Annotated in this window: 14 protein-coding genes; 7 read left to right on the top strand and 7 right to left on the bottom strand. The window is 60.9% G+C overall.

The window, feature by feature from the left end:
* Window positions 1-52: 52 nt before the first annotated feature.
* From AO240_RS15585 to AO240_RS15595, 3 genes are read left to right on the top strand one after another with little or no spacing between them, the layout of a single operon-like run.
* The gene (locus tag AO240_RS15585) at window positions 53-2,482 is read left to right on the top strand and encodes a fimbria/pilus outer membrane usher protein (RefSeq protein WP_099237225.1); all 2,430 of its coding nucleotides are present in this window, start codon (window positions 53-55) and stop codon (window positions 2,480-2,482) included.
* A gap of 11 nt (window positions 2,483-2,493) precedes the next feature.
* Window positions 2,494-3,639: a DUF1120 domain-containing protein gene (locus tag AO240_RS15590; RefSeq protein WP_099237226.1), complete on the top strand. Its 1,146-nt coding sequence runs from the start codon at window positions 2,494-2,496 to the stop codon at window positions 3,637-3,639.
* 22 nt (window positions 3,640-3,661) lie between these two features.
* Window positions 3,662-4,312: a DUF1120 domain-containing protein gene (locus AO240_RS15595; RefSeq protein WP_099237227.1), complete on the top strand. Its 651-nt coding sequence runs from the start codon at window positions 3,662-3,664 to the stop codon at window positions 4,310-4,312.
* Between the two features lie 2 nt (window positions 4,313-4,314).
* Here AO240_RS15595 and AO240_RS15600 read toward each other — a convergent pair whose 3' ends face one another.
* Together AO240_RS15600 and AO240_RS15605 are read right to left on the bottom strand one after the other, a co-directional pair.
* A complete protein-coding gene (locus AO240_RS15600) occupies window positions 4,315-5,580 on the bottom strand; it encodes a CynX/NimT family MFS transporter (RefSeq protein ID WP_099237228.1) in 1,266 nt (421 codons plus the stop codon).
* A complete protein-coding gene (locus AO240_RS15605; RefSeq protein ID WP_099237229.1) occupies window positions 5,570-6,229 on the bottom strand; it encodes a FadR/GntR family transcriptional regulator in 660 nt (219 codons plus the stop codon). Before AO240_RS15605 ends, AO240_RS15600 begins: the two co-directional genes overlap by 11 nt.
* A 159-nt stretch (window positions 6,230-6,388) precedes the next feature.
* On the opposite strand from AO240_RS15605, the gene AO240_RS15610 reads away from it, so the two are divergent.
* Window positions 6,389-6,697, top strand: coding sequence for a type II toxin-antitoxin system MqsR family toxin (locus AO240_RS15610; RefSeq protein ID WP_099237230.1), 309 nt, complete (start codon window positions 6,389-6,391; stop codon window positions 6,695-6,697).
* Complete coding sequence (locus AO240_RS15615; RefSeq protein ID WP_099237231.1) at window positions 6,697-7,188, top strand: type II toxin-antitoxin system MqsA family antitoxin; 492 nt, start codon at window positions 6,697-6,699, stop codon at window positions 7,186-7,188. Before AO240_RS15610 ends, AO240_RS15615 begins: the two co-directional genes overlap by 1 nt.
* Window positions 7,189-7,251: 63 nt before the next feature.
* On the opposite strand, the gene AO240_RS15620 is transcribed toward AO240_RS15615, so the two are convergent.
* From AO240_RS15620 to AO240_RS15635, 4 genes are all read right to left on the bottom strand, one after another.
* The gene (locus tag AO240_RS15620; RefSeq protein ID WP_003171943.1) at window positions 7,252-8,016 is read right to left on the bottom strand and encodes an amino acid ABC transporter ATP-binding protein; all 765 of its coding nucleotides are present in this window, start codon (window positions 8,014-8,016) and stop codon (window positions 7,252-7,254) included.
* 11 nt (window positions 8,017-8,027) lie between these two features.
* Entirely contained in the window at window positions 8,028-9,125 is a 1,098-nt protein-coding gene (locus AO240_RS15625) for an amino acid ABC transporter permease (protein ID WP_099237232.1), read from the bottom strand.
* Window positions 9,126-9,135: 10 nt separating this feature from the next.
* The gene (locus AO240_RS15630) at window positions 9,136-10,317 is read right to left on the bottom strand and encodes an amino acid ABC transporter permease (protein ID WP_099237233.1); all 1,182 of its coding nucleotides are present in this window, start codon (window positions 10,315-10,317) and stop codon (window positions 9,136-9,138) included.
* A 72-nt stretch (window positions 10,318-10,389) separates the two neighbouring features.
* Entirely contained in the window at window positions 10,390-11,421 is a 1,032-nt protein-coding gene (locus tag AO240_RS15635; RefSeq protein WP_099237234.1) for an amino acid ABC transporter substrate-binding protein, read from the bottom strand.
* Window positions 11,422-11,767: 346 nt separating this feature from the next.
* Between AO240_RS15635 and AO240_RS15640 the strand changes: the two genes are divergently transcribed.
* Window positions 11,768-12,424 (top strand): alpha/beta hydrolase, encoded by a 657-nt coding sequence (locus tag AO240_RS15640; protein WP_099237235.1) that lies wholly within the window; start codon window positions 11,768-11,770, stop codon window positions 12,422-12,424.
* Window positions 12,425-12,520: 96 nt separating this feature from the next.
* On the top strand, window positions 12,521-13,990 hold the full coding sequence (rhlB, locus tag AO240_RS15645) for an ATP-dependent RNA helicase RhlB (protein WP_099237236.1): 1,470 nt from the start codon (window positions 12,521-12,523) through the stop codon (window positions 13,988-13,990).
* A 14-nt stretch (window positions 13,991-14,004) separates the two neighbouring features.
* Here rhlB and AO240_RS28745 read toward each other — a convergent pair.
* A partial coding sequence (locus AO240_RS28745; protein ID WP_218244388.1) for a hypothetical protein occupies window positions 14,005-14,197 on the bottom strand: 193 nt, incomplete at its 5' end.

The following is a 14,197-nucleotide window of genomic DNA, read 5'->3' on the forward strand; positions in this document are numbered from 1 at the left end:
GGCACCGGCTGATAAGGATTCAGCCACGCGCGCTATCGCCTGAGAGCCCTTCGTGAAAACAGTACGCATAGACCGTGACGGCTTCGCCGTGCCTCCTCGTTTTGCCTTGCCGGCGCTGTTGCTAGCCGGTGCCCTGTCGCCACTGGAGACGCGGGCAGACACACCGCCCAACCTGAGCTTCGACACCCACACCCTGCGCCAGCGCGGCATTGACCCGCAACTGGCCAGGTTACTGCTGCAAGCACCGCGTTTCGCGCCCGGGCCACATACCGTCAGCCTGATCGTCAACGGCCAGCGGCGGGGGCGGCTGGAGGTGAATTTTGATGCGCAAGGCGCGCTGTGTTTTGACCAGGCCCTGCTGGATGCCGCCGACCTGATGGCCCCTGCTGACGCCAGCGGTTGTGATGGCTTTGTGCAGCGTTTTCCACAAAGCCTGGTTGAACCCGACCCGGCCACACTGTCGGTGTCGCTGGTGGTGCCGACCGAGGCCTTGCGCCCGATACGCCAGGATATTTCCGGGTACGACACCGGCGGTTTCGCCGGGCTGCTGAACTACGACCTCTCCGGGTTTGTTAACCAGTACGGTGACGACGCCAGCCGGTTCGGCTCGGCCAACACCGAAGTGGGTTTTAATGCCGGCGACTGGATCGTGCGCAGCCGCCAGGTGCAGACCTGGCAGGACGGCCTGTCGCGCAGCACCCACCTGGAAGCCTATGCCCAACGCACCTTCGCCAGCCAACAGGCGGTGCTGCAGGCCGGGCAGATCAACCTGTACAACCCGGTGTTGTCCGGCGCGCAGATAACCGGCGTGCAAGTGCTGACCGAACAGGCGCTTCAAGACCAGGGCCAAGGCGCAACCATCGACGGTATCGCCAACAGCCCGGCGCAGGTCGAGGTGCGGCAGAACGGCGCGCTGATTCATTCCGCGGTGGTCCCGGCCGGGCCGTTTTCGCTGACTAACGTGCGGCGCCTGAACACTCGCTCCGACGTTGAAGTGACGGTCAAGGAAAGCAGCGGCGACGAACGCCGCTTCAGCGTGCCCGCCGCCATGCTCGGCCTGGGCCTGCCCGCGCCGGGCTACTCGGTAGCCGCCGGGCGTGTGCGCTCGATCGGCAATGCGCAAGGCAGCGACCCGTGGGTGGTCAGCGCAGGTTGGAGCGGCGCGGTGCACCCTCAGGTGATTGTGGGCAGCGGTATCCTGGCGGCGAGTGACTACCGTTCCACCGGCCTGAGTGTCGGCTGGCTGCCGGGGCTGGACACGCAGATCCAGTTGTCGAGCCAGCTCTCGGACGCCTCTGCGCGGGACAAGGCTCGCGGCCTGCAGACCGACCTCGCCTGGTCGCAACAGTTGAGTGAGCAATGGGCGTTCAGCGCGGCAAACTCCTGGCGTACGCCGGGCTACCGCGAGCTGGAAGAGAGCACCTACGAGACCGACACAACCGCGCCGCGCAGCTCACGTTACCGCGATCAGCAAAGCCTCAACCTGAGTTGGTCGCACCCTTGGCTGGGCGCGTTCAGCAGCGGCGTTTCGCGCTCCAGCACCTTTGCCGGCGAAAGCAGCAGCCGCGCCCTGGCATCCTGGGGCACCAGCGTCGCTGGCGTGTCGCTGTCGGCCAGCGCCGAATGGCAAATGGGCGGTCGTCAACAGCAAGACAACGCGGTGTACCTGAATATCAGTATGCCGCTGGGCGAAAACCGCCGGGCACGCAGTTGGGTGCGCAATTCGGGCGGCGAACAGCGCAGCGGCGTGGGGCTGAACGAGCAGGTCAACGATCAATTCAGTTACCGCGTCAGCGCCGAGCACGATTCTCGCGATCAACAGGTGGAAACCACAGTGGGCATCTCGGCCTTGCCGCGCTACAGCCAGCTCGACTTCAGTTACAGCCGTTCCGACGCCGAACGCTCAAGCTATCAAGGTGGCGCACGCGGTGCGGTGGTGGTGCATGGCGGCGGGGTCACACTCTCGCCCTACCCGGTGCGTGACACCTTCGCCGTGCTCTCGGTGGGCGACATGAGCGGCGTCCAGGTCAGCACCCCAAGCGGCCCGGTATGGACCGACTGGCAAGGCCAGGCCGTGGTGCCGCAGGTGAATGCCTATGGCCGCAGCCCGGTCGAAGTGCAAACCCGCTCACTGCCGCGCAATGCCGACATCAACAATGGCCTGGCCATCGTCACGGCCGGTCGCGGCGCAGTCGACCGCATCGATTTCGGCGTGGCCATGACCCGCCGGGTATTGCTCAGCGTCACCACCGACCAGGGCACATCGTTGCCACGCGGCGCCACGGTCAGCACCGCCGAGGGTGATTTTGTCACCGTGGTGCAGGAGGCCGGCCAAGTGTTTCTACCCAACGTCATTGACCAACCGCCGCTGTGGATCAAAGCGCCTGGCATGCCTGCATGCCGCCTGCAGTTTGAGCTGCCGGCAAAGGGCAACCCCGAGGTGTATTTCGAAACCGCGCCAGCCCGTTGCCATCAACCTTGAGGACCACTGCCATGCTCTACACCCTTACCGCGCGACAGCTGTTGAGTGCCGGCGTGCTGACGCTCGGCCTGGCCGGCAACGCGCTGGCGCTGGACGAGTGCCAATTGAACCTGAGTGAAGCGCTGCTGGATTTCGGCCAGATGAACCGCCTCGCGCAACACGACAGCGATGCGCAGCGCTTGCTCGGCGAGCGCCGCGTGAGCCTGAGCCTGTCTTGCCCTCAAGCGCTGGACCCGAGCCTGTTTTACACAGCGCTGGCGGCAAACGCGCAACGGTTTCGCTTTACCGACCACGGCAGCTACGAGATCCAGGTCAGTGATGCCATCCTCGACGGTAAACCGGTGGAATTAGGCTTGCTGCCAGGCGTCGGCCAAGCGCCTGCGGCCAGCGCAGCGACACTCAATTGGCGCCCTGAGCATGCAATTGCGCCAGTGCAAAACGGCGCCGTGCTCAGCGGCAAGCATTTTTCCGTACAGCTTTTGGTCAAGGCCTGGGCCGACATTGCCGCCACCCACGTCAGGGAAGCGACTACCTGGGACGTCTCCGGGCAGTTCGAAGCCCGCCGCGCCGAGCGTTACCGCCAACTGAGCCTGCGCGCGCGTTTCGTGCCCGTGGCGTGTACGCCGCAGTTGTCCAGCGGCGGCATTGTCGATTACGGCACGCTGTCGGCCAAAAGCCTGAACGCCACGAGCGAAACCTCGCTGGCCGCCAAGAGCCTGCTGTTTTCCATCAACTGCGACGCCCCGGCGCGCTTTGCCCTGGTGATGCACGACAACCGCGACGGCACGGCCACCGGCGGCATTGACGGCACGGCCTACGGCCTGAACCTGGATGCCAGCCGCAACAAAATCGGGCGCTACTACCTGACTATCGACCCGGCGGATTTTACCGCCGACACCGTGGCGCAGCTTTATCGCACCGACTCCACCAGCAACGGCGCGGCCTGGAGCAGTGCCAGCGGCCGACAGATCGCCATGGCCGCCAACAGCTACCTGGGCTTTACCGACAGCATTGGCATTACCACCGGCCCGGTGGCGATTCAGAACCTGGCCGGCACGGTGCGTATCAGGACCTACCTGGCCCCCACTCAGGAACTGGACTTGAGCGATGTGGTGAGCATCGACGGTGCCGGCACCCTCGAAATTTTTTATCAGTAAGCGTTTCGCGAGGAACAACAGCATGAACATCCACTGTATTGCCGTTTTAACCCTGTTTTGCCTGGCGGGCGCGCAACCCGCCTTCGCCGCCTCCAGCGCCGACCTGGCCGTCAAGGGCCTGATCATCCCCGCCGCTTGCACGCCATTGCTTTCCAGTGGCGGCGTGATCGACTACGGCAAGATTTCCCGGCAAGACCTGAACCAGGACAAGAACACGCGCTTGCCGGCCAAGCACCTGCAAATCGAGCTGGGTTGCAACGGCCCACGCCGCTTCGCGCTGCGCATGCACGACAACCGCGAGGGCTCGGCGTCGGTCAACAGCGAGATTTACTACGGGCTGGGGTTCGACAATAGCGGCAATCGGCTCGGCGTGTATTCCGTGAGTTTTGACCCGGCACGCACCGTGGCCGACGCGATGCCGACCGTGTACGGCACCGAGTCCACCACCGGCGGCGTCGCCTGGCGTAGCGCCAACCGCAACGCAATCGACATAGGCGCCAACAGCTATCTGGGCTTCACCGACACCGAAGGCAGTACGCAAGGCCCGGTGGCCATCAAGCACCTGAGCAGCACGATCAAAATCGATACGGTGATCAATGCCAAACAAAACCTCGACCTGAGCAGCGAAACACGCCTGGACGGCTTCGCGACCCTGGAGGTGGTGTATCTGTGACCTCAGCGCTTCTCGCAGGTGACCTGCACGTAGCGTGCGCGACCGGCGCCCAGGCCGGCGAGCAAAGCCCCCGCGCCAAGCACTGCAAACACCCAGCCGACAGCCGCCCAACCGCCGGTCCAGTCATGCACCAGCCCAACCGCAAGCGGCCCAAGTGAGGCCAGCGTGTAGCCGATGCCCTGCGCCATGCCCGACAAATTGGCGGCCACATGGGCATCGCGCGAGCGCAGCACGATCAAGGTCAGCGCCAGGCTGAACGTGCCGCCCTGCCCCAAGCCCAACACAATCGCCCAGCCCCACAGCCCATCAATGGGCGCATACAAGCAGCCGAACAAACCGCCCAGGGTCAACAGCATCACCACCACGATGGCCAGGCGCTGGTCTTTGCCACGGGTGGCCAGCCACGGTGCGGCCAGTGAACTGAGCAGTTGCACCATTACCGAACCCGAGAGCACCCACCCGGCCTGAGTCGCGCTAAGGCCGCGACCGATCAGAATCGACGGCAACCAGCCAAACACGATATAGGCTAGCGACGATTGCAGCCCCATGTACAGCGTGACTTGCCACGCCAGCGGGTCGCGCAGCAAGCCCTTCACGCGATAAGCGACCTGATGCGCGCCGTGCTTTTGCCCAACTTGCGGCAACCAGAACAGCGCCGCCACCAGCGCCGGCAGAATCCAGAAGCCCAGGCCGATGTTCCAGCTGTCGCCGAAATATTTGCTCAGCGGCACCGTGGAGCCTGCAGCCAACGCGGCGCCCAGGCACAGCGCCATGGTGTACACGCCGGTCAAGGTGCCGGCCTGTTTGGCAAAGTCGCGCTTGACGATACCCGGCAGCAATACGCCGATGATGCCGATGCTCGCACCGGCGATCAGGCTGCCGGCGAACAGGCCGACCTCTCCGAACGAACTGCGCAGGATAATCCCGCCAGCCAACGTCATCAGAATCCCCAGTACCACCCGCTCGGCACCGAAGCGTCGGGCCAGGATCGGCGCCATTGGCGCAAACAACCCCAAGCAAAGCACCGGCAACGTGGTCAGCAAGCCAGCTTTGGCCGCTGACAACCCCAGGCTACTCGAAACCTCGGCCAGCAGCGGCGCCATGCTCGACAACGCCGGACGCAGGTTCATCGCCACCAGGATCAGGCCGAGCAGCAACAGCCAGGGCCGCGTGACGACCGGCGCGGTGTGCTGCACCACATCGTCGTCAGCTTCGGCGTCGATCAGCAGTGCTTGCAGTTCAGGGCTGTGTTTGGCTTCACGGTTCATTGATCAACTGCCGGCAGAGGGATTTGGCGCGCTGCGGGTCTTGCTGTTCCACCGCATCGAGCAGGGCGATGTGCAGGTCAAAAACCGCCTGGCGACGTGGCGAGATACTCAGCGTCTGGCGCAGTTGCGCGGCGACGATGGCGCAAAAATACCGGTACAGCTCGCTCAACGCGGGGTTGTGCGCCGCGTCCACCAAGCGTTGGTGGAACACCAGGTCGGCGCTGATATAGGCCTCCAGCTCACCGTGATACAGCGCCGCGCTGGTGTGCAATGCCGCGCGCAAACCGTACAAATCTGCCTCGGTACGGCGCACGGCGGCGAGCCCGATGGCCTCCGCTTCTAGCATCTGCCGCGTCTCTTGCGCCTGTTCGAGGGTGCAATGCGATAACGCACGCATCGCCCCCAGCGGGTCGCTCATCGAACGCAGGTAACTGCCGTCGCCCTGGCGGATTTCGATCAACCCGCAAAACGCCAATACGCGCATGGCCTCACGCACGGTGTTGCGGCTGATGCCCAGCTCGGCGCACAGCTCGGGCTCGGTGGGCAGGCGCTCGCCGATGGCCCATGCGCCTTGGGCGATGCGCTGGCGCAATTGCTCCAGGGCCTGATCGACCAGCGAGCGTTTGATCAGCGGGGCGATGTCTGTCATGGGTTTCGCACTTTCGTCCAATCATGGGATGAATTTTCCCACAGCCTATTCGGACTTGCCTACAAAGGCAACGCACTAGGGTTGTTAGGCAAGGAAAGGAACTGAATTTTCGATTAGTAAAATTACCCTTAGAGGGTAATCATGGAGCTCAGATGTCTTATGGAAAAGTACACACCTCACTACGACTTGGCGGTGATCAAGGCGGATGTCACAAGGCTGGGCATAAGAGCATTTACAGCGAGCGCGCGTGAGGGGGCGCGACAACTTGAATTGAGCCTCGGCCAAATGCGATTCGTGGTCTGCGCCCTTGAGAACCGAATGTTGTACAAGTCAATGACGACCTACTCGGACCACCGGCTGTGGCAGGACGTCTATGTGATCAAAATTTACGCTATGGAGATTTACATCAAAGTCACTTACCGCCCAGGCGGTGGGCCTCCCGTAATCTCCTTCAAGGAGAACACCTGATGAAAACCCAACAATGCGCGAGCTGCGGGTCTGATGATGCAATGCAGCATTTCGTGGGGCGTACCTTCACGATCAACACACGCGGCATGACCCGCGATATTCCAGACATCGCGGGCTGGGAATGCCAGGTCTGCAAAGAAATAGAATTCGATTACGACGACGACAGCGCAGAACGTTACTCCGCTGCCAGTGACCAGTTATTGATTGATGCCAGGCACATCATCGCCGCCGAAATGAAGCGCATCCGCCGAAAATTGCAGTTGACGCAAAAGCAAGCTGTGAGGCTGTTGATCGGCCGTGGGCACAATGCATTCTCGCGCTATGAAAGGGCCGAGATCTTCCCGCCAGAGCCGCTGCTCACACTGATGCGCCTACTGGATAAACACCCGCACCTGCTGGCCGAGATAGAAGCCCTCAAGGCCGGCGAAGACCTCAAGCAACTGCTCATTGCAAAAGACGCTCAACCGCTGGCAACTCAAGCGTCCGCCTGAAAAACAACAGGCAAAAATAAACCCGGCACGAGGCCGGGTTTATGTTCAAGCATCACTCATCGATCAATGCAGAATCTGGCTCAAGAACAGCTTGGTCCGATCATTCTGCGGGTTGTCGAAGAAGTCATTCGGCGCTGCCTGTTCGACGATCTCGCCCTTGTCCATGAAGATCACGCGGTTGGCCACGGTGCGGGCGAAGCCCATTTCGTGGGTCACGCACAACATGGTCATGCCGTCTTCGGCCAGGCCGATCATGGTGTCGAGTACTTCCTTGACCATTTCCGGGTCGAGCGCCGAGGTCGGTTCATCGAACAGCATGATTTTCGGCTTCATGCACAAGGCACGAGCGATGGCCACACGCTGTTGCTGACCGCCGGACAGTTGCCCCGGAAACTTGTGCGCCTGCTCTGGAATGCGCACGCGCTCCAGGTAGTGCATGGCGATTTCTTCGGCCTTGCGCTTGGGCATCTTGCGCACCCACATCGGCGCCAGCGTGCAGTTCTGCAGGATGGTCAGGTGCGGGAACAGGTTGAAGTGCTGGAACACCATGCCGACTTCACGGCGGATCGCTTCGATCTGCTTGAGGTCGTTGGTCAGCTCCACGCCATCGACCACGATGCGGCCCTGCTGGTGCTCCTCCAAACGGTTGAGGCAGCGGATGGTGGTGGACTTGCCCGAACCCGACGGGCCGCACAGCACGATACGCTCGCCCTGCTTGACGTTGAGGTTGATGTCTTTCAACACGTGGAACTGGCCGTACCACTTGTTGACGCCCTGCATCTGGATAATGCCTTCAGGGCTCACAGGCTGTTTGATCGCTTCGCTCATAACATCAACTCCTAACGCTTGTGGCCTGTGTCGAGCTTGTGTTCCAAATGAATGGAATAGCGCGACATACCAAAACAGAAAATCCAGAACACCAGGGCGGCGAACACGTAGCCTTCAGTGGCCATGCCCAACCATTTCGGGTCGGCGGCGGCTTGTTTGACGCTGTTGAGCAGGTCGAACAGGCCGATGATGATCACCAGGCTGGTGTCCTTGAACAGCGCAATAAACGTGTTGACGATGCCCGGAATCACCATCTTCAGTGCTTGCGGCAGAATCACCAGGCCCATGCTGCGCCAGTAACCCAGGCCCATCGCTGCGGCCGCTTCGTACTGACCCTTGGGAATCGCTTGCAAGCCACCGCGCACCACTTCGGCCACGTAAGCCGACTGGAACAGGATCACGCCGATCAACGCCCGCAGCAGCTTGTCGATGCCCATGCCTTCCGGCAGGAACAGCGGCAGCATCACCGAAGACATGAACAGCACGGTGATCAACGGTACGCCGCGCCAGAATTCGATGAAGGTCACGCAGACCACACGAATCGCCGGCATGTTCGAACGCCGCCCCAACGCCAGGACGATGCCCAGTGGCAAGGCGCCGGCGATGCCGACCGTGGCGATCACCAGGGTCAGCATCAAGCCGCCCCATTGGCTGGTGGCCACGTTGGTCAGGCCGAAAACCCCGCCATGCAGCAGGAAGAACGCGATGATCGGGTACAGCACCAGAAAGCTCAGGCCGTAGATCGCCTTGCGTTGAAAACGCGAGATGAACAACGGCGCCACGCCAATAATCGCCAGCCACACGGTCAGGTCCACGCGCCAGCGCAAGTCGCCGGGGTAGTAGCCGTACATGAACTGCCCGAAGCGCTGTTGGATAAACACCCAGCAGGCGCCCTCTTTGGTGCAGTCTGCGCGCGTGGTGCCGACCCAGTTAGCGTCCAGAATCGCCCAATGCAAAATCGGCGGCACCACCAGGTAGATCAGGTAGAACGCCAGCAATGTCAGCAGGGTATTGAGCCAACTCGAAAACAGGTTGGCGCGCATCCATGCCACCGGCCCGAAGACTTTGTTCGGCGGCGGCATGTCAGGTTTGAAAGTATGCGTACTCATGGGCGTTTCCTCACCGCTCGATCAGCGCAATGCGCTTGTTGTACCAGTTCATCAGCAGGGAAATGCTGATGCTGATCGCCAGGTACACGCTCATGGTGATGGCAATGACTTCGATGGCCTGGCCGGTCTGGTTGAGCACCGTGCCGGCAAACAGCGAAACCATTTCCGGGTAACCGATACCGGCGGCCAACGACGAGTTTTTCGCCAGGTTGAGGTATTGGCTGGTCAGCGGCGGAATGATCACCCGCAGCGCTTGCGGGATGATCACCTTGCGCAGCGTTGGCCCAGGGCGCAAGCCGAGGGAGCGCGCCGCTTCGGTTTGGCCGTGGCTGACAGACTTGATGCCCGACCGCACGATCTCGGCAATAAACGCTGCCGTGTAAACGGTAAGCGCCAGTGTCAAGGCCAACAGTTCAGGGATCAGTACCCAGCCGCCGACGAAGTTGAAGCCCGCAAGCCTGGGCATTTCCCAGTGCAGCGGCGCGCCGAAAATCAACGCGCACAGCGCCGGGATGACCACCAGCAGCGCAAGCCCCGCCCAGAATTTGTGGAACGGTACGCCCGTCGCTTCAAAGCGTTTATTGGCCCAGCGGGTCATCAGCACAATCGCGATAATCGCTACCACCACGCTGACCACAAACGGCCAAAACCCGTCAGCGGCAAGCGCTGCCGGCATGTTCAGGCCGCGGCTGCTGACAAAGAAGGTGTCGCCGAAGTTATGGCTGTTGCGCGGCCCCGGCATGGTCAGGAACACGGCGAAGTACCAGAACAGGATTTGCAGCAAGGGCGGAATGTTGCGGAAAACTTCCACATACACGGTCGCCAGCTTGTTGATCATCCAGTTCGGCGACAGGCGCGCCACACCAATGATGAACCCGAGAAGCGTCGCCAGGACGACGCCGATCACCGTCACCAGCAAGGTGTTGAGCAGCCCGATCAGAAAGACCCGGGCGTAGCTGTCCGATTCGGTGTAGTCGATCAAATGCTGCGCGATGCCAAACCCGGCACTGCGTTCAAGAAAGTCGAAACCCGAGGTAATGCCCCGGTGTTGAAGGTTGGTCTGGGTGTTGTCGAAGAGGTACCAGCCCAGCGAGATCACCGCCACAATGGTGATGATCTGGAAGAGCCACGCACGCACTTTGGGATCGCTGAAGCTGAGCTTCTGCTTTGGTGCGCCGATTTGTTTTTGCATGAAGTGCCCCGGAAATAATGGAACAGAACATCACCCGGTGGTTGGCCCACCGGGTGATAGAACCATCAGCGATCAGCGCACAGGTGGTGCGTATTGGATGCCGCCGTTGTTCCACAGTGCGTTCAGGCCACGGTCGATTTCCAGCGGGGTGTTCTTGCCCAGGTTGCGCTCGAACACTTCACCGTAGTTACCGACTTGCTTGACGATCTGTACAACCCAATCTTTTTTCACTTTCAAGTCTTTGCCGTATTCGCCGTCAGCACCGAGCAGACGAGCAACGTCCGGGTTCTTGGTGGCCTTGGCTTCAGCTTCAACGTTTTTCGAGGTGATACCGGCTTCTTCAGCGTTGAGCATGGCGTAGCCAACCCAGCGCACGATGGCCAGCCACTCGTCGTCGCCGTTACGCACGACCGGGCCCAATGGTTCTTTGGAAATGGTTTCCGGCAGAACCACGTAGTCCTTCGGCGAGGCCAGCTTGCTGCGCTGGGCGAACAGTTGGGACTTGTCGGAGGTCAGCACGTCGCAACGACCGGATTCCAGCGACTTGGCGCTTTCATCGGAGGTGTCGAACGTGATCGGGGTGTACTTCAGGTTGTTGCCACGGAAGTAGTCGGAAACGTTCAGCTCAGTGGTGGTACCGGCCTGGATGCAGATGGTTGCACCGTCCAGTTCCTTGGCACTTTTGACGCCCAGCTTGTTGTTAACCAGGAAGCCGATGCCGTCGTAATAAGTGATGAAGCCCGGGAATTTCAGGCCCATGCCCGCATCGCGAGAGCTGGTCATGGTGGTGTTACGCGACAGGATGTCGACTTCGCCGGACTGAAGCGCGGTGAAACGCTCCTTGGCGTTCAACTGGCTGAATTTTACCTTGGTCGCGTCACCGAATACGGCGGCAGCTACGGCACGGCAAACGTCAGCATCGATCCCGAGGATCTTGCCGCTGGCATCCGGTACCGAGAAACCCGGCAGGCCGTCACTCACGCCACATTGCACAAAGCCTTTCTTCTGCACGGCGTCCAGGGTGGCGCCAGCTTGGGCAAAACCACTGACACCCAGTACGGCGGCCGCAGTAACGATGGCCAGGGTGGATTTCAATACCTTCATTCAAACCTCCAATTTGCTCTTGTTGTGTCGAAGCTCGAACTCCAGCGCACCCTTATGAGGCGGTATCGACCCGTGTTGGCTTTTTTTAGGGTCAAGCGGCATGAAGTCGTCGCAGTAATTACAGTGGCTATCCCATAAACGGCAGTCACTGATAGTGTTACCGTCATCAGATAGTTCTGACATCGACCTACACATAGCAAGCCCCGTACCAGAGTGCTGGCTGAGCCGTTTCAGCCCATGGTCAATAGCAAAACATACAACCTTGCGACATTCTCTTAACAGATCAACCCCTCGCGCACTGTTCCGACGCACCCAATCGGAGCGCACGCACATTTATGGAGCAGACATGACCGAACCCTTGATTCTTCAGCCCGCCAAGCCCGCAGACGCCTGCGTAATCTGGTTGCATGGCCTGGGTGCCGATCGCTACGACTTTATGCCAGTGGCTGAAGCGTTGCAGGACACCCTACTGACCACCCGCTTTGTATTGCCCCAGGCGCCGAACCGCCCGGTGACCATTAATGGCGGTTACGAGATGCCCAGCTGGTACGACATCAAGGCCATGAGCCCGGCCCGCTCGATCAGCCTGGAAGAGCTGGACGTGTCGGCAAAAATGCTCACGGACTTGATCAAAGAACAAAAAAGCAGCGGAATAGACGCCTCGCGGATTTTTCTGGCGGGCTTTTCACAAGGCGGCGCCGTGGTGTTCCACACCGCGTTTATCAAATGGCAAGGCGCACTCGGTGGCGTAATTGCCCTCTCCACCTACGCCCCAACCTTCGACGACGAACTGGAGTTGTCCGCCAGCCAGCAGCGCATTCCGGCCCTGTGCCTGCACGGCCAGCACGACGACGTGGTACAGAACGCCATGGGCCGCAGCGCCTATGAGCATTTGAAGACCCGTGGTGTCACCGTGACATGGCAGGAATACCCAATGGGCCACGAAGTGTTACCTCAAGAGATACACGACATCGGTGCGTGGTTGACCACTCGCCTGGGCTGAAATCCATACATTATGTAGCCGTGTGACCAACGCACTACGCCGCGCCCGATTCTTGCATTACACTGGCCGGCGTACATTCCTTAACCAAACAATGAGATCACCGTGCTCAAAGCACTCAAGAAAATGTTCGGCAAAAGCGAGGCTGAGCCGCTCGCGCCTGTTCCCAGTGCTCCTGTCCCAATGCCCGGCAACCGCAATGACGGTCATCAGCCCGACCGGACCGCGCGTGCCGCCTCGCCGAAAAAACCACCGGTGACAGCGCCTGAACAGGCAAAACCGGCGCAGCCCGCGCCTGTTCCCCAGCCAAAGGCACCGCGTCGCGAGCCTGCACCAAAACCGCCCGTGGCCGCGTGGAAGCTCGAAGATTTCGCCGTCGAGCCGCTGGAAGGCAAAACCCGCTTCCACGATTTCAAACTGGCCCCGGAACTGATGCACGCCATCCAGGACCTCGGCTTCCCGTACTGCACGCCGATTCAGGCGCAAGTGCTGGGCTTTACTCTGGCAGGCAAAGACGCCATCGGCCGTGCCCAAACCGGCACCGGCAAGACCGCCGCGTTCCTGATCTCGATCATCACCCAACTGCTGCAAACCCCGCCGCCCAAAGAACGCTACATGGGTGAGCCGCGCGCGTTGATCATCGCCCCGACCCGCGAGCTGGTGGTGCAGATCGCCAAGGACGCCGCCGACCTGACCAAGTACACCGGCCTCAACGTTATGACGTTCGTCGGCGGCATGGACTTCGACAAGCAGCTCAAGCACCTTGAAGCCCGCCATTGCGACATCCTGGTGGCAACGCCTGGCCGCCTGCTCGACTTCAATCAGCGTGGCGACGTGCACCTGGACATGGTCGAAGTGATGGTGCTGGACGAAGCCGACCGCATGCTCGACATGGGTTTCATCCCGCAAGTGCGTCAGATCATTCGCCAGACCCCGCCGAAAGACGAGCGCCAGACGCTGCTGTTCTCCGCGACCTTTACCGAAGACGTGATGAACCTTGCCAAGCAATGGACCACCGACCCGTCCATCGTCGAGATCGAAGCGCTGAACGTCGCCAGCGAAAACGTCGAACAGCACATCTACGCGGTGGCCGGTGCCGACAAGTACAAGCTGCTCTACAACCTGATCACCGACAACGGTTGGGAACGCGTGATGGTCTTTGCCAACCGCAAGGACGAAGTGCGCCGCATTGAAGAACGCCTGGTGCGTGATGGCGTCAACGCCGCGCAGTTGTCCGGCGACGTGCCGCAGCACAAACGCATCAAGACGCTGGAAGGCTTTCGCGAAGGCAAGATTCGCGTGCTGGTTGCCACCGACGTGGCTGGCCGTGGTATTCACATCGACGGCATCAGCCACGTGATCAACTTCACCCTGCCGGAAGTGCCAGATGACTACGTGCACCGCATCGGCCGTACCGGCCGTGCAGGCGCTGCGGGTGTGTCGATCAGCTTTGCGGGTGAGGATGACTCGTATCAGTTGCCGTCTATCGAGACGCTGCTGGGGCGCAAGATCAGCTGTGAAACGCCGTCGACGCATTTGTTGCGAGCGGTAGAGCGTAAACGCCCTTAAAGGCTGAAATGCGGTTAAAACTGTGGGAGGCCCCACTGCATTTTTGCTGCGCTGTAGCGCTGTCGCGCATCGGGCTGGTTCGGGGTGTTCTTCAGGTTGGGTGCATATCCGGTATTTTGGTTATGGCTTGTATCGGTTTCGCTCTTACAGCGAGTCACTTTTGATAGAGCGCAAAAGTAACCAAAACGCTCTCGCCCCACCACTCGG

The organism is Pseudomonas sp. ICMP 460 (genome assembly GCF_002723595.1).
GTDB lineage: Bacteria > Pseudomonadota > Gammaproteobacteria > Pseudomonadales > Pseudomonadaceae > Aquipseudomonas > Aquipseudomonas kitaguniensis.